General features: G+C 66.9%; 20 protein-coding genes. 11 read left to right on the top strand and 9 right to left on the bottom strand.

Features of this window, described 5'->3' with window-relative positions:
• The first annotated feature begins 177 nt into the window (after positions 1-177).
• Entirely contained in the window at positions 178-1,404 is a 1,227-nt protein-coding gene (locus JVH1_RS18725) for a CdaR family transcriptional regulator (RefSeq protein ID WP_043780273.1), read from the top strand.
• On the opposite strand, the gene JVH1_RS18720 is transcribed toward JVH1_RS18725, so the two are convergent.
• Together JVH1_RS18720 and xsc are read right to left on the bottom strand one after the other, a co-directional pair.
• A complete protein-coding gene (locus tag JVH1_RS18720; protein ID WP_009476656.1) occupies positions 1,354-2,109 on the bottom strand; it encodes a sulfite exporter TauE/SafE family protein in 756 nt (251 codons plus the stop codon). The genes JVH1_RS18725 and JVH1_RS18720 overlap by 51 nt on opposite strands.
• Positions 2,110-2,272: 163 nt before the next feature.
• On the bottom strand, positions 2,273-4,081 hold the full coding sequence (gene xsc, locus JVH1_RS18715; protein WP_009476657.1) for a sulfoacetaldehyde acetyltransferase: 1,809 nt from the start codon (positions 4,079-4,081) through the stop codon (positions 2,273-2,275).
• 199 nt (positions 4,082-4,280) lie between these two features.
• Here xsc and JVH1_RS18710 point away from each other — a divergent pair, with 199 nt between their 5' ends.
• The 4 genes from JVH1_RS18710 to JVH1_RS18695 are packed head-to-tail and all read left to right on the top strand — an operon-like array spanning position 4,281 to position 8,535.
• Positions 4,281-5,114: an IclR family transcriptional regulator gene (locus tag JVH1_RS18710; RefSeq protein WP_009476658.1), complete on the top strand. Its 834-nt coding sequence runs from the start codon at positions 4,281-4,283 to the stop codon at positions 5,112-5,114.
• 10 nt (positions 5,115-5,124) lie between these two features.
• Entirely contained in the window at positions 5,125-6,093 is a 969-nt protein-coding gene (locus JVH1_RS18705) for an AAA family ATPase (protein ID WP_009476659.1), read from the top strand.
• Positions 6,094-6,103: 10 nt separating this feature from the next.
• The gene (locus tag JVH1_RS18700; protein WP_043780276.1) at positions 6,104-7,807 is read left to right on the top strand and encodes a cobalt chelatase; all 1,704 of its coding nucleotides are present in this window, start codon (positions 6,104-6,106) and stop codon (positions 7,805-7,807) included.
• Between the two features lie 44 nt (positions 7,808-7,851).
• On the top strand, positions 7,852-8,535 hold the full coding sequence (locus JVH1_RS18695) for a phosphonatase-like hydrolase (protein WP_009476661.1): 684 nt from the start codon (positions 7,852-7,854) through the stop codon (positions 8,533-8,535).
• Between the two features lie 78 nt (positions 8,536-8,613).
• Here JVH1_RS18695 and pdxS read toward each other — a convergent pair whose 3' ends face one another.
• On the bottom strand, positions 8,614-9,504 hold the full coding sequence (gene pdxS / locus JVH1_RS18690; RefSeq protein WP_009476662.1) for a pyridoxal 5'-phosphate synthase lyase subunit PdxS: 891 nt from the start codon (positions 9,502-9,504) through the stop codon (positions 8,614-8,616).
• A complete protein-coding gene (locus tag JVH1_RS18685) occupies positions 9,501-11,048 on the bottom strand; it encodes an amino acid permease (protein ID WP_009476663.1) in 1,548 nt (515 codons plus the stop codon). Before JVH1_RS18685 ends, pdxS begins: the two co-directional genes overlap by 4 nt.
• A gap of 648 nt (positions 11,049-11,696) precedes the next feature.
• Between JVH1_RS18685 and JVH1_RS18680 the strand changes: the two genes are divergently transcribed.
• The 4 genes from JVH1_RS18680 (at position 11,697) to JVH1_RS18665 (ending at position 17,805) form a co-directional block, all read left to right on the top strand.
• Complete coding sequence (locus JVH1_RS18680) at positions 11,697-13,100, top strand: amino acid permease (protein WP_237735224.1); 1,404 nt, start codon at positions 11,697-11,699, stop codon at positions 13,098-13,100.
• 141 nt (positions 13,101-13,241) lie between these two features.
• Positions 13,242-14,588, top strand: a complete 1,347-nt coding sequence (locus JVH1_RS18675) for a hypothetical protein (RefSeq protein ID WP_009476668.1) — start codon at positions 13,242-13,244, stop codon at positions 14,586-14,588.
• Positions 14,588-15,598 carry a glutamate ABC transporter substrate-binding protein gene (locus tag JVH1_RS18670; RefSeq protein WP_009476669.1) on the top strand — a complete coding sequence of 337 codons (1,011 nt, stop codon included), beginning with the start codon at positions 14,588-14,590 and terminating at the stop codon, positions 15,596-15,598. The genes JVH1_RS18675 and JVH1_RS18670 overlap by 1 nt, the downstream gene beginning before the upstream one ends.
• A 38-nt stretch (positions 15,599-15,636) precedes the next feature.
• Entirely contained in the window at positions 15,637-17,805 is a 2,169-nt protein-coding gene (locus tag JVH1_RS18665; RefSeq protein WP_192817848.1) for a serine/threonine-protein kinase, read from the top strand.
• Between the two features lie 14 nt (positions 17,806-17,819).
• On the opposite strand, the gene JVH1_RS18660 is transcribed toward JVH1_RS18665, so the two are convergent.
• Complete coding sequence (locus tag JVH1_RS18660; protein WP_043780278.1) at positions 17,820-18,035, bottom strand: hypothetical protein; 216 nt, start codon at positions 18,033-18,035, stop codon at positions 17,820-17,822.
• Positions 18,036-18,238: 203 nt separating this feature from the next.
• On the opposite strand from JVH1_RS18660, the gene JVH1_RS18655 reads away from it, so the two are divergent.
• Together JVH1_RS18655 and JVH1_RS18650 are read left to right on the top strand one after the other, a co-directional pair.
• A complete protein-coding gene (locus tag JVH1_RS18655) occupies positions 18,239-19,006 on the top strand; it encodes a thiazole synthase (protein WP_009476673.1) in 768 nt (255 codons plus the stop codon).
• Between the two features lie 42 nt (positions 19,007-19,048).
• Complete coding sequence (locus JVH1_RS18650; RefSeq protein WP_009476674.1) at positions 19,049-19,858, top strand: MBL fold metallo-hydrolase; 810 nt, start codon at positions 19,049-19,051, stop codon at positions 19,856-19,858.
• Positions 19,859-19,879: 21 nt separating this feature from the next.
• On the opposite strand, the gene JVH1_RS18645 is transcribed toward JVH1_RS18650, so the two are convergent.
• The 4 genes from JVH1_RS18645 to JVH1_RS18630 form a co-directional block, all read right to left on the bottom strand.
• The gene (locus JVH1_RS18645) at positions 19,880-22,234 is read right to left on the bottom strand and encodes an arylsulfatase (RefSeq protein WP_009476675.1); all 2,355 of its coding nucleotides are present in this window, start codon (positions 22,232-22,234) and stop codon (positions 19,880-19,882) included.
• Between the two features lie 259 nt (positions 22,235-22,493).
• A complete protein-coding gene (locus JVH1_RS18640; RefSeq protein WP_009476677.1) occupies positions 22,494-22,976 on the bottom strand; it encodes a hypothetical protein in 483 nt (160 codons plus the stop codon).
• 72 nt (positions 22,977-23,048) lie between these two features.
• Positions 23,049-23,711: a hypothetical protein gene (locus JVH1_RS18635; protein ID WP_009476678.1), complete on the bottom strand. Its 663-nt coding sequence runs from the start codon at positions 23,709-23,711 to the stop codon at positions 23,049-23,051.
• Positions 23,712-23,814: 103 nt separating this feature from the next.
• Positions 23,815-24,813: a PHP domain-containing protein gene (locus JVH1_RS18630; protein ID WP_043780331.1), complete on the bottom strand. Its 999-nt coding sequence runs from the start codon at positions 24,811-24,813 to the stop codon at positions 23,815-23,817.
• Between the last annotated feature and the right edge of the window lie 41 nt (positions 24,814-24,854).

Raw genomic sequence — 24,854 nt, 5'->3', positions numbered from 1 at the left:
TTGTTTTGTCTCCTATTCCGACTGCGTCCACCGGCGTCGCGGGTTGGGTCCGGTGCCGGTCGACGTGCACTCTGGCACTAGTGTGGTCTGAATCACTCCCTTCGGGCCATGGGCGAATCCCGGAAAACGCCGAGGCGGTTCGTGAATTTCACGGGAGTGCGGAAAGCGAGAGAGAGGGTGCCCGAGTCCGTGGGTGAAGACACGATCCAGCGGTTGTGCCGACAGGTCTCGGAGGAGATCGACTCGGTAACCGACCGGGCGGTGGGTCAGATCCGCGCCGAGTTGCAGTCGTACGCTGCCGTTCCGATCGACGAGCAGCGCGGATACATCAGTCGCCAGCTCGCGGCGACGTTGCGCGCCCTCGCGGAGAGCGAACCGCTCGCCGACGACGTCCTCGAGCGTTCGCGTCAGCTCGGCCGGCGCCGGGCCATGCAGGGGTTGCCACTGTCCGACGTCATCGAGACGTACCACATCGCGTCCCGCGAATTGTGGAACACGATGGTGGCCACGGCCGCCGAGCCGACAACCGACCTGCTGCGTGCGGGCGGCATGATGTGGGATCTCGTCCACACCGCCACCAGCGCGGTCGCCGTCGGGCACACCGACGCGACCCGAAGCGAACAGGCCATCCGCGCGGGGATGCGATACCGGTTCTTCGAGGCCCTCGCGAGTTCGGTCGACGGCGACCACCGTGATGTGCGCGAGCTGGCAGAGGCGCTGGGTTTCACACCGCAGCACGAGTTCCAAGCGGTGTGCGTCGCCGCGGAGGAGTGGTCGGAGGCGGCGCTCGAACGGCTGCAACGCACCCTGGACACGATCCCGGGCACCACCCAATGCAGCGGGCACGGCACCGTCATAATCGCCCTGAGCCAGCGCGCACCGGTCGACGACATCATCCGCGAGGTCCAGCTCGGTCACCCGGGGACAACGGTCGGAGTCGGATTGGGCCGCCCCGGCCTGGCCGGCGCGGCGATGAGCATCACGGACGCGCGCCGAGTCCTGCATCTGGCCTCGCCTACCGGCGGGGTGGTCCGTTTCGCCGACGAATGGGTGGCCGCCACCCTGGCCGACCATCGCAACGAGCTCGCCACGCTGCTGGAGCCGGGTGTCGCCGTCGCCGCGGACCATCCGCACCTCGTCGAGGCGGTATTGGCCTTCGCCCGCAACGAATTCTCCATCAGCGCGGCCGGGCGGGACATCCACCTGCATGCGAACTCGATCACCTACCGGCTCGACCGCTGGCAACAGCTGACCGGCTGGGATCCCCGGACCCTCGACGGCCTGCAGCGCTCGGTGTCGAGTCTGAGTCTGTTCCAGCGTGATTCGGGTGATTCGGGCTCACGGGATACGCGATCAGCGCAACGCCACCTGCACGAGGACGGCGGCGCCGAGGAAGCCGAGTAGCCACAGCACGCGCTGACGGACCTGCTGGGCGGTGGTGCGGTCGAACAGCCATTTCCCCGCGGCGGCTCCGAACATGCAGAGCGGCGTGAACAGGGCGATCTGTGCGAGGACGGGCACGGTGAGGAGACCACCGGCGGCCGACCCCGCGGCGCCGAACGCGTCGATGACGAGGAAGAACACGACGAGCGAGGCGCGCCCGGCCGCCACGTGGGAGGACGCGGAGAAGTACATCAGGACGGCGGGCGGGCCACCGAGCGCGAAGCCGCCGTTGAGGAGACCGGACGCCACCCCCGTCACCGTGGTCAACCCGGGGCCGGGCAGCGACTGCCGGTCGGGGACCGCGGCCATGGTGAAGGCGGAGCCGATGATCGCGACACCCAGCAGTACGCGCACCAGGTCGCCGGACAGTTGCGTGAGCGCCCACATCCCCAGCGGCATTCCGATCAGGGTGCCGGCGAACAACCAGCGCAACGACTTCCAGTGAACCTGCCGCCACACCTGGGGCAGCATCGCGGCGCTCGCGACGACCTCGAGGACGAACACGGTGGGGATCACCGACGTCGGCGGGAGCAGGACGACGAGTCCCGCAACCCACACCATCGCGCCACCGAACCCACCGAAACCGCGGACGACTCCGCCGGCCACCACGACGCCGAGCGCGAAGAGGAGGACAGGCAACGACAGATCCCACACCGTTGCCGCCATACCCTGTTGCACCGCTTCCGTTCGCCGTTGTCTCCGTCAGAAGTGTGGGGGTCGCGGCGGCGAAGCGACAGGTCCAGACGGCGTCGAATCGTCGGTACCAGGAACGCACGGGGCGTGGCCCCCGGGCGTGAGCGCCGGGGGCCACGTGCTCGCAGGGAGCGGACTACACGTAGTCCTTGTACTTGTCGAGCAGGCGAACCGGCTTCGACAGCGCGTCGCGGCGGAAGGGGTCGCCGAGTTCGCGGGTGCACATGATCTCGATGACCGTCGTCTTGCCCTCGTTCATCTGTGCGGCGACCGCGCGCTGCAGTGCGGGACCGACCTCTTCGAGCTTGTCCACCACGATGCCCTCGGCGCCCATCGCCTGTGCGATTCCGGCGAAGGACTCGCTCTCGAGCTCACCGGCGACGAAGCGGCGGTTGTAGAAGTCGACCTGGTTCTTCTTCTCCGCACCCCACTGCCGGTTGTGGAAGACGACGGCGGTGACCGGGATGTCGTGCCGGACAGCCGTCATGATCTCGCCCAGGCTCATTCCCCAGGCGCCGTCGCCTGCGTAGGCGATGGCGGGCCGTTCCGGTGCCGCCGCCTTCGCGCCGATGATGGTCGGCAGCGCGTAACCGCAGTTACCGAAGCTCATCGGGGCGAGGAAGCTGCGCGGCTTCTCGAACCGGAGGTAACTGTTGGCGACGGAGTTGATGTTGCCGATGTCCGTGGACACCATCACGTCGTCCGGCATCGCATTCTCCAGCTCCCGCAGCACCTGACGCGGGTGCAGCCAGTTGCCGTCCTCGCCTTCCTGTTCGGCGATCATGTCGAGGCTGAACGCATCGCGCTCGTGCGTCCATTCGTCGAGTTCCTTCTCCCACGCGGCCTTCTCGGCGTCGATCTTCTCGCCGCGTGCCGCACGGTTGGCGTCGCAGACGAGGGACTTGCCCTCGAGCCGCTCGGTGAGGGCGACGGCAGCGGCCTTCGCGTCACCGCAGATCCCGACGGAGATCTTCTTGACCAGACCGAGCATCTTGTGGTCGGCGTCGATCTGGATGATCTTGGCATTCTTCGGCCAGTAGTCCATGCCGTGCTGCGGGAGAGTCCCGAAGGGGCCGAGGCGGGTGCCGAGGGCGAGCACCACGTCCGCGTGGCTGATCAGCTTCATCGCGGCCTTGGAACCCTGGTAGCCGAGCGGTCCGGTCCACAGCGGGTGGCTGGCGGGGAACGAGTCGTTGTGCAGGTAGCTGTTGACGACGGGGGCGCCGAGACGCTCGGCGAGTGCCTTGCACTCCTCGACACCGTCGGCCATCACCACGCCGCCGCCGGAAACGATCACCGGGAACTCGGCCTGCGCCAGCAGTTCAGCCGCCTCGTTCAGGCTCGTCTCGCCACCGGGACCGCGGTCGAGGCGGGTGGGCTGCGGGATCTCCGTCTCGATCTCACCGTAGAAGAAGTCGCGCGGAATGTTGAGCTGCGTCGGGCCCATCTCGGACATCGCGCGGTCGAAGCAGCGGCCCGTGAACTCGGCCATGCGCTTCGGGTTGTTTACGTGCCCCTGGTACTTCGTGAATTCCTGGAACATCGGCAGCTGGTTGGCTTCCTGGAAGCCGCCCAGGCCCGTTCCCATGGTGCCGGCCTCGGGAGTGACGATGACGACGGGGCTGTGCGCCCAGAACGCGGCGGCGATCGCGGTGACACAGTTGCTGATACCCGGACCGTTCTGCCCGATCACCATGCCGTGCCGCCCGCTGACCCGGGCATATCCGTCGGCCATGTGTCCCGCGCCCTGCTCGTGCACGACCGGGACGAGTCGAATGCCGGCGGGAGCGAAGATGTCCATCGCATCCATGAAGGCGGATCCCATGATGCCGAACATGTCGGTGACGCCGTTGGCGACCATCGTCTCGACGAACGCCTCCGACGGCGTCATCTTCTGTACACCGGAGACAGCGGTGCGATCGGCACCGTTCTTCTTCTTGCTCATGTGTGATCCTCCTTCAAGGGCGCGCCGGAACCGGCAGAGAATGTCAAAAATCGGAACGTTTCGTTCGTGATTTTGTGATCTGCAGTGACAGTAGGCCACGTCACACACTTCGTCAATGAATGTTCCTAAAACTGGAACGACATGTATGATTTTTCGATACACGATGCGAATGCGTCGCCGTTTCGGCCAAGGAGGAACCGTGGGTGAGATTCACCGGATCGACGAGTCGAACGGACACCCGGCAACGGAGCTACCCGGAGACACACCGACGCTCCGCCTGTTCGCACTGCTCGAGATGATCGCGTCCAAGGACCAGCTGTTCACGTTGCAGGGGCTCGTCGAGGAGACGGGCATGGCCAAACCGACCCTGCACCGCATGCTCCAGCAGCTCGAGGGCGCCGGACTCCTCACCCGGCAGAACAACGGCAGGCATTACGGCACCGGCGTGCGCCTGCGACGTTTCGCCGAGAATCTGCTGCTCAACGACACCCACCACGGCGCGCGGCACGCCATCCTCCGGAACCTCGTCGCGGAACTCGGGGAGAGCTGCAACGTGACCACCCTGTCGGGCAGCGAAGTGGTGTATCTCGACCGCGTGGAAACCTCCGAGCCCCTTCGGTTTACACTCCATGCTGGTTCGCGGGTGCCCGCGCACTGCTCGGCCAGCGGCAAGATGATCCTGTCGCAGCTCAGCCCCGCCCAGCGCCGGCGTCTTCTCGGGCGGATGCCGCTCGAGAGGTACACCAACAAGACGGTCACCGACATCGAGCTGATCGAGACCGAACTCAAACAGGTCCGCCGCGACGGCTACGCCATCGACGACGAAGAGTTCCTCCCCGGCCTCGTGTGCGCCGCGGTGCTCGTCCCCTGTGCCACAGGCAATTCCAATCTCTGCATCGCGGTCCAGGCCCCAGTCATGCGACTCACCCCAGACAAGGCGCTCAAGCTTCTGCCCGCACTCCGGCGGGCAGCCGACGCCATCGGCGAGATCGAGAACGAGGTCATGGACGACGCTTCGTCAGACCTGAACTGAAGGAGGGCGCATGCCCGAAATGACCACTGCGACAACCAGCCACGTGGTGTCAGCACGCGAGCTGTTCGGACTCGACACCGACCTGACGGTGCGCGCCTTCCGCGAACCCGTAGACCACGTCCCCGACGTCGACCCCGCGTACCGGTTCGATCACGCGGTGACCACGGCCCTGCTCGCCGGGTTCAGCCGCAACCGACGAGTGATGGTGCAGGGTCTGCACGGCACCGGCAAGTCCACGCACATCGAACAGGTCGCGGCGCGGCTAAACTGGCCGTGTGTGCGGGTCAACCTCGACGGACATCTCAGCCGGCTGGACCTGATAGGCCGGGACGCGGTGGTGCTGCGAGACGGCAAGCAGGTCACCGAATTCCAGGAAGGCATCCTGCCCTGGGCACTGCAGCGACCCGTCGCGCTCATACTCGACGAATACGACGCCGGCCGCCCCGATGTCATGTTCGTCATCCAGCGTCTCCTCGAACGCGACGGGAAACTCACCCTGCTCGATCAGAACAGGGTCCTGACTCCACATCCGGCCTTCCGGTTGTTCGCCACCGCCAACACCGTCGGCCTCGGCAATCTCAACGGGTTGTATCACGGTGTGCAGCGGCTCAATCACGCGCAGATCGATCGCTGGAACATCGTCGCGACGCTCGATCACCTCCCCGCGGAACAGGAAATCGAGATCGTGTCCGCGCGGGTGCCGTCGCTGAGCCGGGAGCTCATCGGGTCGATGGTCGCCGTGGCCAACCTGACGCGGAGCGGTTTTCGGGTCGGCGACCTGTCGACGCTGATGTCGCCGCGCACGGTGATCACCTGGGCCGAGAACATCGAGATCTTCCACGACCCGGCGCTGGCATTCCGGTTGTCGTTCGTCAACAAATGCGACGAGGCCGAGCGGCCCGTCGTCGCCGAGTACTTCCAGCGATGCTTCGACTCGGAACTGGAGCGGTCTGCGATGCTCGCAACGAGCACGGCCTGAGCGGGCAGTCATGACAGAACTGCCTGTGCGCCCCGCGTCGGTCCGCCGTCAGCAGGAGGTGCACGAACTCTGTGCCGGCGCGATCCGCGCCCTCGCGGGTCAGGGTGGGTTGCACTTTCGCGGACCGGAACTCCATCGCGGACATCGGCGCGTGCCGATGCCCGCCCCACACCTGCACCCGTCGTTCGACGGCGCCGACTTCGCATCCTTCCGCGGTGCGGCGGACGGCATGGCGTCGCGCCTCCTCAACACCGACCCCGTCCTGCATCGCAGCCTGTGCCCGGACGACACGGCGGGCCGGCTGATCTTCGAGATCCTGGAACAGTTCCGCGTCGAGTCGCTGGCCGCCGACGCGTGGAGCGGCGTGCGCGCCAACCTCTCCCACCGCTTCGCGCAGTGGTCGCAGGACTACGTGACGTCCGGTCTGACCGAGACCGTGCACGGGATGCTGCTGTTCACGGTGACGCAGATGTGCCGGGCCCGGATCACCGCCGAGCCGGTTCCCGAGGCCACCGAGGACCTGATCGAATCGACGCGGTTCGCTCTCGCCGCCGTTCTCGGCGACCACCTCCCGTGGCTGCGTCGAACCCGTTTCTCGCAAGACGACTTCGGCGTCCACGCACAGGACGTCGCCGAGCTGATCGGCCGTCACCTGGAGTCACCCGCCGACACGGACGGCTCGTCCGACGACCGGAGCGACGGCCGGGCGGCGTTCTCCCTCCTGTTCGACTTCGACCCCGACGACGAGACCGTCGCGACCGCGGTGTCGGGACGCAGTCGCGCGCTGGGGGAGGGCGGAGACGGATACCGCGTGTTCACCCGCGCCTACGACGAGACCCGGCAGATCGCGTCCCTCGTCCGCCCCGAGTTGCTCCAGGACTACCGCCGGCGACTCGACCTCGTCATCGACACGCAGCATCTCAACGTCCGGAAACTCGGACGGCAGCTGAAGGCGCTGCTCTCGGAACCGGTCCGCGACGGATGGGAAGGCGGCCGGGAAGAGGGGTACCTCGACGGTCGGCGGCTCGCCCAGCTGGTCACCTCGCCCACCGAGCGCAGACTCTTCCGGGCCGAACGCACCGAGCCGCACACCGACACGACGGTGACCTTCCTCATCGACTGCTCCGGTTCGATGAAGGAGTTCGGCGAACCGGTCGCGGTGCTGGTCGACGTGTTCGCCCGGGCCCTCGAACTGGCCGACGCCCGGTGCGAAATCCTCGGTTTCACGACCGCTGCATGGAACGGGGGCCGAGCCCGCCGAGACTGGCTCCGGTCGGGCCGTCCGCACGACCCGGGACGGCTCAACGAGGTCCGGCAGCTGGTGTTCAAGGACGCCGAGACTTCCTGGCGCCGAGCCCGTCCCGCGATCGCCGGGCTGCTGAAGAACGACCTGTTCAAAGAGGGCGTCGACGGTGAGGCCGTCGACTGGGCGTGCTCCCGGATGCGAGACCCTCAGGGCCGCAGGCTCCTGTTCGTGATCTCGGACGGAAGCCCACTGGACGGCGCCACCGCCCTGGCCAACGACGAGTTCTACCTGGACCACCACCTGCAGGTCGTGGTCGAGCGACACGAGGACGAGCGGGCCGTCGAGGTGTACGGACTGGGAGTCGGGCTGGATCTGAGCCCGTACTACGACCGCTGCCGGACACTCGATCTGTCGCACGGTACCAACAGCGACGTCATTGCCGACGTGCTGTCGATGATCGGCCACTGACAGCCATCACCTGCCAGTGACGCAACAGTGAAGGAGTCACACCCATGACCGCACACGGGGTTTCCCTGGTCACCTTGGACATTGCCGGAACGAGCGTCGACGAAGGCGGCGCCGTGTACGTCGCGTTGCGCGACACCGTCGAGAAGCACCTCGGCGAGCCGATTCCGGACGCTCGGTTCGACCGGTGGAAGGGCACGGGCAAGCGGCAGGCCATCGAGGGACTGCTACGGGAGACCGGGGTGCCGGCTGAGAAGAATGTCCTGGACGCCGTCGAATCCGATTTCACCGCAATGCTTCTGGACGCGTACCGGAAGACACCGCCCACCGCACTGCCCGGGGTTCACGATGCCTTCGGTGCGTTGCGGCAGCGCGGCATCAAGATCGTTCTCCAGACCGGCTATTCCCGCGAGATCGCGGAACCGCTACTGGAGCAGGTCGGGTGGGAGATCGGGCGGGACATCGACGGTGTGATCACGAGCGATCAGGTGCGGATGAGCAGGCCGTCGCCGTATCTCATCTTCCGCGCCATGGAGCTCGCCGGAGTGCAGAGCGTCGACGCGGTGCTGGTGGGTGGTGACACCCCGAACGATCTCCGAGCAGGGACGAACGCCGGGGCGCGGTACGTGGTGGGTGTCCTGACCGGCGCACACGACGCGGCGACGCTGCGTCCGGAGCCCCACACGCACATCCTGGAGAGCGCAGCGAAGATCCCCGAACTGCTGGGCTGAACGACGACTGTGGGCCGGTTCTGCTGCACGACAGCGGAACCGGCCCACAGTGGTTTCGGAGGAGCAGGGATCAGAACGTCACCAGCCGCGTTCGGCGAGCCGGTGCGGGACGGGAATGTCGTCGACGTTGATCCCGACCATCGCCTCACCCAGCCCACGGGAAACCTTCGCGAGCACATCCGGGTCGTCGAAGAACGTGGTCGCCTTCACGATCGCCGCGGCCCGCTCCGCCGGGTTACCCGTCTTGAAGATCCCCGACCCGACGAACACACCCTCCGCACCGAACTGCATCATCATCGCCGCATCCGCCGGGGTGGCGATGCCACCGGCAGTGAACATCGTGACCGGCAACTTCCCGGCCTTGGCGACCTCGACGACCAGATCGTACGGCGCCTGCAACTCCTTCGCCGCCACATACAGCTCGTCCTCGCTGAGCGAGGTCAACCGGCGGATCTCCCCACCGATCGTCCGCATGTGCGTGGTCGCGTTCGACACGTCACCGGTACCGGCCTCCCCCTTGGACCGGATCATCGCCGCACCCTCGGTGATCCGCCGCAGCGCCTCACCGAGATTGGTGGCACCACACACGAACGGGACGGTGAACTGCCACTTGTCGATGTGATTGGCGTAGTCGGCCGGGGTCAGCACCTCCGACTCGTCGACGTAATCGACCCCGAGGGACTGCAGGATCTGCGCCTCCACGAAGTGCCCGATCCGGGCCTTGGCCATCACCGGGATCGACACCGCGGAGATGATGCCGTCGATCATGTCCGGATCACTCATCCGGGACACCCCACCCTGCGCCCGGATGTCCGCGGGCACCCGCTCGAGCGCCATCACCGCGACCGCACCGGCATCCTCGGCGATCTTCGCCTGATCGGGGGTGACGACGTCCATGATGACCCCGCCCTTCAACATCTCGGCCATGCCACGCTTGACGCGTGCCGTACCGACGGCGGAATTGTTCACGACTGTCTCCTCTGATGACGATGGGTGTGCGGCTTCTGTTGTGCCGCGGCAAGCAGTTCGATGTCCGAGCCGCCGAGCGTCTCCACGGACTCGATGCGCTTCTCCGCCTCCGCAACCGACTCGTCCGCGGAACCGATCGGGGGAGCACCGGACAGCGATTCGTCGTCGCGACCGCCCTTGCCGAGCAACTTCCGCACCTCGTAGCTGATCAGGATGACGATCAACGTCAGACCGCTCATGAGGAACTGGGAGCGGGTGGTCGGCAGGAACGCCATCGCGAGGATGACGGCGGCCATCAGGGCGATGGTGGCGTAGCTCAGCCACGGGAACAACCACATCCGCAGTTGCAGTGCGGCTGGGTCTTCGCGCTCGAGTCGACGCCGGAGCACCACCTGGGAGATGGCGATCAGGAGGTACACGAAGAGCGCGACGGCGCCGTACGAGTTGACGAGGAAGCCGAAGACGACGTCGCCCCACACGTACGTGCAGGCGACGGAGACGTATCCGACGGTGGTGCCGAGCAGGATCGCACGACGGGGCACACCGTTGCGGGACAGTGTCGTGAAGAACTTCGGGGCGTCGCCGTTGCGGGTGAGCGCGAACAACATTCGGGACGTGGTGTACAGCGCCGAGTTCAGGCAGGAGAGGACCGCCGTGAGGACGATGAAGTTCATGATCGTCGCGACACCCGGAATTCCCAGGACCTCGAGCACCGCGGCGTACGGGCTCACACCCACACTCTCGGTGTTCCACGGCTGGATCGTGACGACCACGAGAATCGAACCGACGTAGAACGTCACGATCCGCACCACGATCGACCGCATGGCGTGGGCGACAGCACGCTTCGGCTCCTCCGACTCGGCGGCCGCGATCGTCACGATCTCGGCTCCCGTGTAGAAGGCGACGCAGGGGACGACCGCCGCGAGCACCGCGCCCCAGCCGAGCGGGGTGAAGCCGCCGTGGTTCACGAGGTTGCCGAGCCCGGGCGTCGAATCGGGCCACAGCCCGGTGATCCACAGGGCCCCCATCCCGAGAAACAGAACGATCGCCACGACCTTGATCGACGAGAACCAGTACTCGAACTCGCCGTAGGAGCGGGCGGACACCATGTTGGTGGCCGTCAGCAGGAGCATCAACCCCAGGCTCAGGAGCCACAGCGGGATCATCGGCAGCCAGAGCTGCAGGATCCGGCCACCGGCGATCGCCTCGACGGCGACGACAATGACGAAGAAGTACCAGTACATCCACCCCGTCGCGAACCCGGCGCGGCGCCCCAGGGCCTGGCGGGCGTAGACGTAGAACGATCCGACCACCGGCCGGGCCACCGCCATCTCCGCCAGCATCCGCATGATCAGCAACGTGATGATGCCTGCGATGAGGAAGGAGATGATCGCGCCGGGGCCGGCCCCGCCGATGACGACACCGCTGCCCACGAAGAGACCGGCGCCGATCACCCCGCCCAGGGCGATGAGGTTCATGTGCCTGCGTTTCAGGCCCTTGCCGAGACCTGAACTGTCGGTGTGTCCGGGAACGGTACTGTCCACATTTCCTCCAGAAGGCGCTGCCGGGACCCTCGCCTGACACGACCTCGTCGGTCGTACGTCGATGCGGGCACCCACCGGTTCAGCGACCCAATCGTATGTGTGATCCACATCACTTATTCCAGTGTTCACCTCACACTACGACTGGTGCCAGAACTCGCCCAGAGCCAGTTGCCTCGCAAGCGATGGGTCCAGTTCGACCGCGGAACCGCCGACCGAGAAACCCCGTGAACTGGGAAGACGGCGATCATCACCGGGAGGAGCGTGTTCGGTCGGCCCGGCGGTGCGCTGTCGCGGCCGATCTGGATCCCCCGGCGCCGGCGCTCACCCACGAGACCGTGTACACGCCCTTACCCTGTGACCAGTGGTAACGAACTGGTCCTCAGACGTGCCGTCGAACTGGCACTGTGCTGCCCACCGGACCCTCCATACAGTGTTGTGCATCACATCAACAGTTCAGTTCGCGGTGGATCGTCTCCCGTATCTCCGCCGGCACTGTTCTCCGTTCCAACCGCCCGACGATCCGGCCCCGGATCGCGATGGCGACCTGACGATTCCGGTCAGCGCACAGTGGAGGAAAACGTGACTTCAACACCACCCCCGGTCCAATCCCAGGACTCCGGCCTCGGAAAGGGCCTGAAGAAACGGCACATGAACCTCATCGCCCTGGGCGGCGTGATCGGTGCCGGATTGTTCGTCGGCAGCGGCGTCGTCATCGAGAGCGCAGGCCCGGCGGCGATCGTGTCGTTTCTCATCGCGGGGGTCATCACACTCCTGATCATGCGGATGCTGGCGGAGATGGCGGTGGCCCGGCCGGTGGTCGGATCGTTCTACGTGTACGCCAGGGAAGCGCTCGGCAATCGCGCCGGCTTCTCCGTCGGCTGGATGTACTGGTACTTCTTCGTCATCGTCGTCGCCGTCGAAGCCATCGCCGGCGGCCGAATACTCCAGCTCTATCTCCCGTCCGCGCCGCTGTGGATCCTCAGCCTCGGGCTTCTCGTCATCCTGACCTGCACCAATCTCGTGTCAGCGCGTTCGTTCGGCGAATTCGAATACTGGTTCTCGTCGATCAAGGTGATCGCGATCGTCCTCTTCCTCGGTTTGGGCGCACTGTGGATCACCGGACTGTGGCCGGACGCGACCCCCGGAGTGGCGAATCTCGTCAGCCACGGCGGATTCGCTCCGCTCGGCTGGGGCGCGGTGCTCGCCGCGGTCGTCCCCTGCGTGGCCTTCTTCACCGGGGCCGAGATCGTGACAATCGCGGCCGCCGAGTCCGCGGAACCCAAGAAAGCGGTCGCCCGGGCGATGCGTTCCATCGTGGTCCGGATCATCACCTTCTACGTCGGTTCCATCTTCGTGGTCGTCGCGGTGGTGCCGTGGAACACGGAGGCCGTCGGCGTCAGCCCCTACGCGGCAGCCCTCTCCGCCCTGCACATTCCCGGTGTCGCCACGATCATGAACGTCGTCATCCTCACCGCGGTGCTGTCTTGCCTGAACTCCGCGCTGTACACCTCCTCGCGGATGCTCTTCGCGCTCACCCGCAACGGCGACGCCCCGCACATGTTCACCCGCCTGTCCGGCGGCGGCGTGCCCCGGCGCGCGATCCTCGCCGGAACGGTGATCGGCTACGCGTCGGTGATCGCGGCGTTCGTCTCCCCGGATCTCGTGTTCTCGTTCCTGGTCAACTCGTACGGCGCCGTGGCGCTCTTCGTCTACCTCATGATCGCGATCTCCCAGGTCGCGCTCCGCAAAAAGCTGGAAGCGCGAGATCCCGAGGCCCTCAGCCTGAAGATGTGGCTGTTCCCCTGGCTCAGCTACGCGACCATCGTCCTGATGGGAGCCGTGATCGCCGCCATGGCCGTGCTCCCCACCACCCGTTCGCAGTTCTGGCTGAGTGTGGTGACTCTCGCCTTCATCCTGATCGGGTACGAGTTCCGCCGCCGCAGCCGGACCAGCGCCGAACGCCTCGACACCGTCACACCGCCCGCGGCCTCGCCCGCCGACGGATCCGACGCGGAACAACTCGTCGGAGTCGTCACCCGCGAGCAGCCCTGACGCACCCGCCGTACCGAAGGACAGGGACCGCACCAGCGGTCCCTGTCCTTCTCTGTGCGTCCGATGCGACATCGGCTTTTCCGGCACGACCCGCCGAAAATCGGGGCACACTTGCAGAAGACCTCGGCGGAGGAGGGCACCGTGTTCCACCGCGGAGACGACGCCGTCACCGAAGAACACTCGCTGGACGAGTCCCTGCTCGTCGAGCCCGAATCCCGGAGCCGGCCGTGGCGGGAATTCCTCGTCTCGACCCCGGGACGACTGTCCGTGCTGGGGATCGCCCTCGTGACCGCCGCGCTGGCCACCGGGGCGATCACGTCGGCGGCGATCGGTGCCCGGCAACAGCGCATCGAGACCCTGCGGACACACACCGAACCCCTCACCTACGCGGCCGAACGGCTCTACAGTTCGCTGTCCATCGCCGACGCCGCGGCCACCACGTCCTTCATCTCGGGCGGTGTCGAGCCGATCGACGTCCGCAATCGGTACAACCAGGCGATCGGGGACGCGTCGAACGCGCTGGTCACCGCGTCGAACGGCGTCGACTCGACAGACGCCGCGGCCCTCGCGCTGCTGTCCGAGATATCGCGGGATCTCGCCGACTACACCAGCCTGATCGCCACGGCCCGCGCCAACAATCGGTCGGGCAACCCGGTCGGCGTCGCCTATCTCAGCGACGCCTCCACGATGATGCAGGACACGATCCTGCCCGCAGCCGAGAGCCTCTACTCGGAGCAGTCGAGAGCCGTCGCCGACACCCAGGTCCTCACCGCGCGGCTCCCGAGAGCCGCATCCGCCGTCACCGTCGCCCTGCTCGTCGCGCTCGTCCTCGCGCAGGTGTACCTGGCGCGCAAGAGCAAACGCCGCGTCAATCCCGGCCTCGTCCTCGCCTCCCTCCTCGCCGCCACCCTCCTGATCTGGCTGGCCGCCGCCACCCTGGTCTCCACCGCGGCCACGGACCGAGCGAGAACCGAAGGGGCGCAACCACTCGGCACGATCACCCAGGCGCGGATCCTCGCCCAGCAGGCCCGGGCGGACGAGACCCTCGCGCTGCTGCAGCGCGGCTCCGACGAACAGTCCGAGGTCGACTACGCCCGGCGGTCGGCCGAACTCGCCGACATCCTCGGGGCGCTGCAGGACGGCGATCACGGGCCGGCGACGACACCGCCGATCGACGCCGCTGTCACCGCGCTGGGCGACTGGCGGCGCGCGCACACCATGCTGCAGGAGAAGCTCGACGTGGGGGACTACCCGGGGGCGAAGGCCATCGCGATCGGCCCCGCGGACTCGGCGTCCCCCGCCACCTTCGCGGCTCTCGACGAGTCGTTGCAGGACGGCATCGACCGATTCCGCAGCGAGGAACTCGACGGGATGGCCGACGCATATCGCTCGTTGTCGCTGCTCGCGGTGGGTAGCATGGTGATCGGCGTCCTCTGCGGGTTCGCCGTCGGTGGGGGGATCTGGCCCAGACTGAACGAGTACCACTGATGACGCGGGTGATTCGACCGAGACGGCGGACGCGCCCGCGCGCCCTCCTCCTCTCCGCTGCCGTGGTCGCCGTCCTCGCGGCCGGATGCGCCACCCCGCAACCCCTCACGCCCACCGTCAGCGGCGACTACTCGGAGGTGCCGCTGACGAGTGGGGCCGAGATCCTTCTGCCCACCGGCGACGTGCCCGAGGAGCCACCCGCACCCGACTCCTGCGGTGCGCTCGCGAGTCTCCGCCCCGCCGCCACCCCGGACGTCCGGGCGCCGGGAAGCTCGCTGGCCGAGATCACCGCCCGCGGCCGGCTGATCGTCGGAATCGATCAGAACACCAACCTCTTCAGTTTCCGGGATCCGACCACCGGCATGCTGATGGGATTCGACGTCGATGTCGCGGGCGAGATGGCGCGGGACCTGTTCGGTGACCCCTCCCGGGTCGAATTCCGCCTCCTCACGTCCGGCGACCGTTTCGACGCCCTCCAGAACGAGGACGTGGATCTCGTGGTGAAGAGCACGTCGATCACGTGTGAACGGTCCGAGCGTGTCGCCTTCTCCACCGTGTACTTCCAGGCCTATCAACGTCTGCTGGTGCCGAAGGGCTCCGGTATTTCCGGCCCGGCGGATCTGGCGGGCAAGCGCGTCTGCACCGCCGGCGACACCACCTCACTGGACACCGTTCGCCGAGTGCAGCCCGAGGCCACGATCGTGGCGGTACCCGACTGGGACGACTGCCTCGTGGTCCTCCAGCAGCGGCAGGCCGACGCCGCGAGCACCGACGACTCCATCCTCGCCGGGCTCGCCGCCCAGGACCCGAACCTGGAGATCGTCGGCCCGCCGCTCGAATCGGAGCCGTACGGCATCGGGGTCAACAAGAACCACGACGATCTGGTGCGTTTCGTTAACGGCACGCTGGATCGGATGCGTGCGGACGGAACCTGGACGAGGCTCTACGACAACTGGCTGACGGTTCTCGGCCCTTCCGCCGGACCACCCGCCCCCACGTACCGGGACTGAGGTGACACCGAGTGAGCGACGAAACCAGGCGAACACCGATGGACGACCCGCAATCCACCAGGGGTGTGCGGTTCGATCCGTTCGCGGACGACGACGATGACGACGTCCCCTCCGCACGCACGGTGCCGGACGCCGCCCACACCTCCGACCTGTCGATGCTCCTGACCAATCCCGTTCTGGCGGAGCACAAACGTTACTGCGACCGATGCAAGCGCCCCGTCGGACGTTCCACCGCCGCGCGGCCGGGCGACACGGAGGGGGTGTGCACCCACTGCGGCACCGTCTTCTCGTTCGCCCCGCAACTCGAGGCGGGTGAACTGGTCGCGGGCCAGTACGAGGTCCTGGGGTGCCTCGCCCACGGCGGTGTCGGCTGGATCTACCTCGCGCTCGACCACAACGTCAGCGACCGCTGGGTTGTGCTCAAGGGCCTGCTGCACTCGGGCGACCCCGAGGCCCAGGAGGTAGCTCTCGCCGAGCGCCGGTTCCTCGCCGAGGTGACGCATCCGAGCATCGTGAAGATCTACAACTTCGTCGAACACCCTGGGATGGACGGCAATCCCATCGGCTACATCGTCATGGAGTACGTCCGGGGCAGAACCCTGCGCGACCTGCTCACCGAACTGAAGGAGGACGCCGGACCCGACGACCCGAAGCCGATGCTGCCGGTGGAGCACGCCATCCGCTACCTCCTCGAGGTCACGCCCGCGCTCGGATACCTGCACTCGATGGGGTTGGTGTACAACGACCTCAAGCCCGAGAACATCATGATCGGTGACGACTACGACCAGCTCAAGCTCATCGACATGGGCGCGGTCGCCAGGATCGGGGATCACGGATACATCTACGGCACACAGGGTTACCAAGCCCCCGAGATCGCCACCACCGGTCCGACCGTCGCCTCCGACATCTACACCGTCGGGCGGACGCTCGCCGTCCTGACCCTCGACATGCCCACCGCCGGCGGCTGTTACGTCGACGGCCTGCCAACGCCCGAGGAGGCGCCGCTGCTGGCGGAGTACGAGTTCTACCACCGCCTGCTGCTCCGGGCCATCCATCCCGATCCGGCCCGGCGCTTCGCGTCGGCCGAGGAGATGTCGACGCAACTGGAGGGTGTTCTGCGCGAGGTCCGGGCCCAGCAGACCGGCCACCCGCAGCCGGGGCTGTCCCACCGGTTCAGCCCACAGCGCACGACGTTCGGGACCGACCTCACGATCAGCCGCACCGACGTCTACGTCGACGGGCACCGCCGGGACGAGCGGATCAGCGCGATGAGTATCGTTCGAGCGCTGCCGATTCCGTTGGTGGACCCGGACGATCCGGCCGCCCCGTTGCTCTCCGTCGTCCACAGCCGACCGAGGGAGCTTCTCGATTCACTGCACAGGGCGAAGGAGGCGGCGGACGACGGTGTGGCGTCCACGAGCATCGAGATCCCGCTCGCCGAGGTACGCGCGCACCTCGACCTCGGGCAGCCCCGTGATGCCGCCACCATTCTCGAATCCCTCGACCATCAACGTGAGGACACGTGGCGCGTCGACTGGCACACGGGACTGTGTGCGCTGGTGGGCGGCGACTTCGAGGCGGCATTCACCCGGTTCGATTCCGTCCTGACCGCGCTACCGGGCGAGGAGGCCCCGAAGCTCGCCCTCGCGGCGACGGCCGAGATGTGGTGCGAATACCGCTCCGGTGAGCACATCGGGCGGTGGCGCCGGACCGCCGAAAAGTTTTACTGCACAGTGTGGCGCACGGATCACGGCGCGGTGAGTGCGGCGTTCGGATTGTCGCGGCAACTGGAGCACCGCGACGACCGGGCGGCCGCGGTGGAGGCCCTCGACGAGGTGCCACCCACATCCCGGCACTACGCCGAGGCCCGGTTGACGAGTGTGCTGATGCTCGTCCACGATCGGCCCCTCGCCGAGGTGAGCGAACGGGATCTGCAGGAGGCCGCCCGGCGGGTCGAACTGCTCGCTCACGACGAGCGTCGCGCACTCCAGACCCGGGTGCTCGTCCTCGGCGTGGCCGTCGACTGGCTGCACGCCGGCGGTATCCCCGAGACCACGCGGATCCTCAGCGTGCCGTTCACCGAACGCGGTCTGCGCACCGGGGCGGAGTCGGCGCTCCGGGCCCTCGCCCGCAAGGCCCCCGAGCGCAGGCATCGGTACACCCTGGTGGATCTCGCCAACCTGATCCGCCCGACCACGTGGCTGTGACTCCCGGACTCGGGTCACCGCACCCCGAATCCGGTGTGCTCGCGGCCCCACCGGGCATTCCACGCCATCACCTGCACGCGGTCGCTCAAAGCATCACGGCTGCGGACCGTTTCGGCCAGCTGGCCCATGAGTTCGATGATGCGGCGCCGGGCGTCCTCCAGTTCCGTTGCCAGGCACTCCTCCTCCCTCGACCTCGCGGTGCGGTTTCTGCGCGCGACCATGGTGTTCATCTCTACTCCGATCGTGACGACGTGGTGTTCGGCTCCTCGCACCGACAACTCTGGGCCGTCTGGTACGGGTCCAGAAGATCCAGATAGACGGCGAGACAGGGGTCCAATCTGGACCTATGACGTAGCGCACAAGTGGTTCTGACGTCGGAGACGATTCGATCGTAGGGTTCGAGTGCTCGCCGAAATCTCGACCGGAGGTACCCATGCGAATCCACACCGACGCACTCACGATCGCGGGCCGGGACTTCGCGTCCCGCCTCGTCATGGGCACGGGCGGTGCGGCCAACCTCTCGGTACTGGAAGAGGCACTCGTCGCCTCGGGCACCGAACTGACGACGGTGGCACTGCGCCGGGTGGACGCCGCAGGGAAAACCGGGCTGCTCGAACTGCTGGATCGACTGGGCATCGCGTTGTTGCCGAACACAGCCGGCTGCCGGGGCGCCGCGGAGGCGGTGCTGACTGCGCGCCTGGCTCGCGAGGCCCTGGGCACCAACTGGGTCAAGCTCGAAGTGATCGCCGACGAGCGCACGCTCCTGCCCGACGGGATCGAACTCGTCGCGGCGGCCGAACAACTCGTGGACGACGGATTCGTCGTGCTGCCGTACACCAACGACGACCCCGTGCTCGCGCAGCGCCTGGTCGATGCCGGGTGCGCCGCCGTGATGCCGCTCGGGTCGCCGATCGGCACCGGGCTCGGTATCTCGAACCCCCGCAACATCGAGATGATCGTCGCGCGCACCGGCGTCCCGGTCATTCTCGACGCCGGGATCGGCACCGCCAGCGACGCAGCTCTGGCGATGGAACTCGGCTGCGACGCCGTGCTGCTCGCCTCCGCGGTGACGAGGGCGTCGGACCCTCCGCTGATGGCCGCGGCGATGGCCGCAGCGGTCACGGCCGGGCACCTCGCCCGGAATGCCGGACGGATCCCGAAACGGTTCTGGGCGCAGGCGTCGTCACCGGTCGCGGTGTAATCGGCCGTCCCACGAACGCCGACTCGGCTAGCGTGAGCCCCCATGCGGGTACACCACCTCAATTGCGGCTCGTTCTCCTCGGCGCTCATCGGGCGGTTGGTGTGCCATGTGCTGGCGTGCGAAACCGACGCGGGCATCGTGCTGGTCGACTCCGGCTTCGGGCTGGCGGACGTCGCCGATCCCACCGGACGCGTCGGCCGGTACGCGAACCTGATGGGCGCCCGGTTCCGGGAGTCGGAGACGGCGGTCCGCCGGCTCGAGAAGCTGGGCCTGAATCCTGCGGACGTGACCCACATCGTTGCGACCCATCTCGACTTCGACCACATCGGCGGCGTCGCCGACTTCCCGAACGCCACCCTGCACACCACCGCCGCGGAACGGGCGGCGTCGGAAGGACGTTCGTCGTTCCGGGAGAAGGTCCGGTACCGTCCCGCCCAGCTCACCCCCCAACCCATGCTGCACACCTACTCGGGGCCGGGCGAATCCGTGCTCGGGTTCTCCGACACCTACCCGATCGCCGGTGTCGGCGACCGCATCGTGCTCGTCCCGATGCCCGGCCACACCCGCGGTCACGCGGCGGTGGCCGTCGACACCGGTGAGAAGGGCTGGCTGTTACACGCGGGCGACGCGTTCTACCACCGCAGCACTGTCGCCGCCCCCGGACAGGTGTCGCCGGGAACCGAGGGTCGCGCCCTGCGGGTGATGGAAGAGCTGATCGCGGTAGATCGTTCGAAGATCCGCGGCAATCATCGCCGGCTCCGGGAACTGAACAATCAGGTGGCGCCGCGGGTGCGTGTCTTCTCCGCCCACGACCCGACCCTGTTCGAGGAACTGGCCGGTGAGCGGGGCTAGCGCTACCGCTTCACGAGGGGCTCAGTCGATCGCGAACCAGGCCCGCACCTGAGCCTCGTGGTCGATGTACCGTTCGCCTGACACGTCGACGACGACCTTGTCGATGGCACCGCCGGTGAAGCGGAACGGTGCGGTGTAGTCCGGGGTCACCGGGGACGCGCTGTCACGCCCGACGCAGATGCCGTCGCCGACGAGGCAGAACGCGCCCGGCTGGGTCACGATGTTCCCGCCCGCCACCCGCTGGTCGTCGACGTACAAGGTGACGGCTCCCGCGAACCCCGGCACTGCCGGGTCGGTGTTCTTGCCCTTCACCTGAAACTCGGCGGTACAGACATGTGATCCCGGAGTGATTTCGCTTTCGGCGGTGATCTCCTGGAGGTGTGTTCCGAGCCAGTTGAACACATAGTGCAGTCGCCGATCCTTGAGGTAGAGGCTGTGCCCGCCGGCCACACCACCGTGGGCGTAGAGGACGCCCTCGGCGTCGGCGGTGTCCAGGCGAACCCCCGCCGCGATCGTGAACGACCGGCCGTTGATCGGGACACCGGCCGACTCGGGAACATCCGCGCAATCCGGGTAATACACATACTGATCTCTTTTCTTCCCGGAGTGCGGGCGCTCGGCCACGACCTGCTCGAGGGCGCTGCGATCGTCGAGCGGCAAACCGTTGTAGAGACCGGCGTAGTAGAACCACAGGCTTTTCAGGGTCGCCAGACGTTCCGGTTCCTGCGCGGCAAGGTCCTTGGTCTGGGACCGGTCCTCGTCGAGGTGGTAGAGCTCCCAGACGTCGTGTTCGTAATGACCCCACCCGGACAGTGGCGGATGCACGGCAGTGGCGAGCCATCCCCGCTGATACAGGGATCGCTGACCGAGCATCGTGTAGAACTGCAGTTCCTTGCCCGGTACCGTCGCATCGGTCAGGGATGCCGCGAAACTCTCCCCTTCGATGGGGTTCTGAAGGTATCCCCCGAGGGTGCGCGGCGGTTCGATTCCCACCAGTTCGTAGATCGTCGGAACGATGTCGACGGCATGGATGTACTGGTGCAGGGGCTCACTCCTGGGCTCGAGCTTTGCCGGCCAGGCGACCATGCACATGTCGGCGATGCCGCCCTCGTAGCCGGCCCACCGCTTCCAGTACGGGAACGGTGTATCGAACGCCCAGGCCCATCCGGTGTTGTAGTGGTTGTACGACGCCGGCCCACCCAGTTCGTCCAGGTGTGGGAGTGTCTCCTCGGTCGTGTCGGCGACCCCGTTGAAGAAGCGCCACTCGTTGAACGACCCGTTCGGGCCGCCCTCACCACTGGCGCCGTTGTCGGAGATGACGACGATGAGCGTGTTGTCGAGTTGCCCCGAGTCCTCCAGAAAGTCGATCACTCGACCGAGCTGATCGTCGGCGTACGAGACGAAGCCGGCGAACACCTCGGCCATCCGCGCGAAGAGGCGCTGCTCGTCGGCGGTGAGCGACGCCCAGGGCCGGACCGTGTCGAGCAGGGGCCAGGGTTGCCCGTCGGGTCCGGTGGTGGCCGGCTCGCCGTGCGGATTGATGGGTGAGAGCTCGGTGTTCTCGGGCAGAAGTCCCATTTGCTTCTGCTGCTGCAGGATTCCGGCGCGAATGGCCTCGTACCCTTCGTCGAACCTGCCCTTGTACCGGTCGGCCCACTCCGCGGGGACGTGGTGCGGTGCGTGCGCGGCCTGCGGCGCGAGATACATGAAGAACGGTTTGTCAGGGTCGACGGATTTCGCGTCGCGGATGAACTCGATGGCCTTGTCCGACAGGTCCTTCGACAGGTGGTAGCCGATCTCGGGGGTGCCGGGAGCATCGACCGGGTGATTGTCGTAGACGAGATCCGGGTACCAGCTGTTCGTCTCGCCGCCGAGGAATCCGTAGAAGCGTTCGAATCCGCGGCCAAGTGGCCAGCGGCTCTTGACCGCAGACATGTTCGTTTCTTCGCCCGGGGTGAGGTGCCATTTTCCGACACAGTAGGTGTTCCAGCCCTGCTCGGCCAGAACTTCGGAGATGAACGCATTCTCGAACGGGATGTGGGTCGAGATGCCCGGGAATCCGGAGCTGAACTCCGCGATGGTCGCCATGCCGTTGGTGGTGGCGTTGCGGCCGGTCAGCAGCGACGCCCGGGTCGGGGAACACAATGCCGTGGTGTGGAAGTTCGCGTATTTCGTCCCCATGTTCGCGATGCGTCTCATGGTCGGGGTGTCGACCGGGCCGCCGAAGACGTCCATGGTGCCGTATCCCACGTCGTCCCAGGCGAGGAGCAAGATGTTCGGGGCACCGTCCGGGGCCTGCGCCGGCAGATACGGTTCCCAGTCCGGGACCGAGTCACGAATATCGACCGCGATCTTCCCCCGCTGATTCCTGGCCATGGTGTCACTCCTCGACTGGGTAGGGTTGACCTGCCATGCGGTCACTGCACCCGTGCACCGGCCGCCGGCGGGGATCGCCGGTGATCCCCGCCGGATTCATCGTCCGGCCGCCGACGACCGGGTGTCTACGCCCGCACGGTACGAGCCGACACGATCTTCTTCCCCCACTCCGGGCAAGTCTTGACGGGTTGAATTCCGGCCCCGAAAGGGCCGGCACCTACGGCGGTGCGCGTGGCGACACCGGATGGACGTCAGAGGCTTACAGCACTGTGGTGAGAATGGTCCTGACGATCATCGAGATCGCGACGACGCCGAATATTCCGAGTCCAACGATCCACACGTAGAACATGAGCCGCAGGTGTATGAGGTTCCCGAACCAGCCTGCATCCAACTTCGTTTCATAGGGTTTCCGGAAGGCCGCGCCGTGTGGTCCCCAGTCTCCCGCCCCGAGTTCGTCCTGTTCGAAGCGGTCGAGCCACTGTACGTCCCGAATTTCAGCCTGTCGGTGGCTCGCCATGAGCATGATCGAGATGACCGACAAGTTCAGCGCGAGCACTGCGGAGAAGATCCGAGCCCACGTGTCGACGCCCTGACCCAACGCGATGCTGAACAGGAAGGCTTGGGCGGTCAGGCTCAGGGCCGGGACCTGCCAGAGCAGGTTCTCGTATTGCAGGCGGCGGGCCGCCACCACCCGGTACAAGGCCTCTGGATCGGTGGGGCGCCGGGGCGCGGGATTGGCCACACCGGCACTGTCTCATGAAACAAACATCTTCCGCCAGAGCCGTAACCCGGTGCTCGGCGTCGCCGTGCACGCTCAGTTCGGGCGGGTCGATTCGTGTCGACCACCCGCGAGGATGAACACACTGATCAACAGCACCCACGCCGGAAACAGCAGAGTCACCCAGAAACTCAGGCTGACGACCAGTAGCAGGCTCAGCGCCACCAAATAGGTGATCACCGCCAGCCAGCGCGGCATCAGGCCGGTGCGTAGCCAGATCGTGCCGAGCGAAATCATGAACACCCCGGCCATACGCAGCGCGTAGACGTTGTTGATCTGCAGCATCACCTCCCGTCCGAAGTAGACGATCGACGATTGCGGGAGGTCGGACTGCCGCGAGATGGCGAGCACACCACCGGCGACCGCCGTCGAGGTGAAGATCATGGCCAGAAACAGCAGCCCGCTGCCCAGGAACACCGTCGAGAAGAATCGGTCCTCGAGATCCCCGAGCCGGTCGCGGATGACGGCGACGAACCACAGGAATGCGATACCCGCGAACGGTAAAAGAGTCAATGCGACAGACATTCTCGATCCGGTGCGCCCCACCCACGCCGTGTCCGTGACGACGCCGCCGGGCAGCGCGGTGCGCACCAGCACGAAGCTGATGGCGAAGAGTACGGCGAATACGATACCGGCGATCGCCGCGGCGCGCGGAGTCTTCAGCTGCCGCAACCGCGCATCGCCCTGCACTTCGGCCATACACCAATCGAGACCGAAGTCGTGTTTCCCGACTAGACGGAACGCAGGCCTTCGGCCCGTGCGCGGTTGACGAGTCCCTGCACTCGTCAACCACTCACGAGCGCTACTTTGCCCATTCCAGCAGATCGTCGGCGGACCACGTGTTCACGACGCGGTCGGGCTCCACACCGCACCGCATCGCCCGCTCGCATCCGTACCCCTGCCAGGCGAGTTGCCCGGGGGCGTGCGCGTCGGTGTCGATCGAGAACAGGCACCCCACGTCCATGGCCAGATCGATGAGACGGCTCGGGGGGTCGCGGCGTTCGGGACGGCTGTTGATCTCGACGGCGGTGCCGTTGTCGCAGCAGGCGGTGAATACCTGCTCCGCGTCGAACGTCGACTCCGGCCTGGTTCCGCGCCCGCCTTCGACGAGGCGGCCGGTGCAGTGCCCCAGCACGTCCACCAGCGGATTCTCCACCGCCCGAACCATCCGGCGGGTCATCGCCCCGCGCTCCGCCCGCAACTTGGAGTGCACACTGGCGACGACGATGTCGAGTTCGTCGAGCAGATCCGGATCCTGGTCGAGTGAACCGTCGTCGAGGATGTCGACCTCGATGCCGGTGAGGATGCGGAACGGTGCCAGTTCCTCGTTCAGCTCGGCGATCACCTCCAGCTGAGAACGCAACCGCTCCGCCGACAGCCCGTTCGCGACCGTCAGACGCGGGGAATGGTCTGTCAGCGCACAGTATTCGTGACCCAGAGCGGCCGCGCTGCGCATCATCTCGTCGATGGGGCTGCCGCCGTCCGACCAGTCGGAGTGAGTGTGCAGGTCGCCTTTCAGCGCCTCCCGCAGCGCACCGCCGCCGATCGGCTCCGCGTTCTCCCGTAGTTCCGCGAGATAGACGGGCACGCCGTCGAGTGCCTCCCGGATCACGGTCGCCGTCTTGGGTCCGATGCCCGGCAGGTCCTTCCAGCTGTCGGTGCGCTGCCGGACGTCCCGCTGGTCCTCGGACAGTTCGGCCACCACGTCGGCCGCGCGGCGGTACGCCTTCACACGATGCGTCTCCGCACGCGACCGCTCGAGCCAGAACGCTGTCTCTCGCAGGGCCTGCACCGGGTCCATCGGGCTGTCGGCGTCCATGCCTCCAGTGTTGCGCCCACCCG

Origin of the sequence: Rhodococcus sp. JVH1, assembly GCF_000280725.2 — a bacterium.
GTDB classification, from domain to species: domain Bacteria; phylum Actinomycetota; class Actinomycetes; order Mycobacteriales; family Mycobacteriaceae; genus Rhodococcus_F; species Rhodococcus_F jostii_A.
This window is presented reverse-complemented; position numbering and strand designations above follow the sequence as displayed.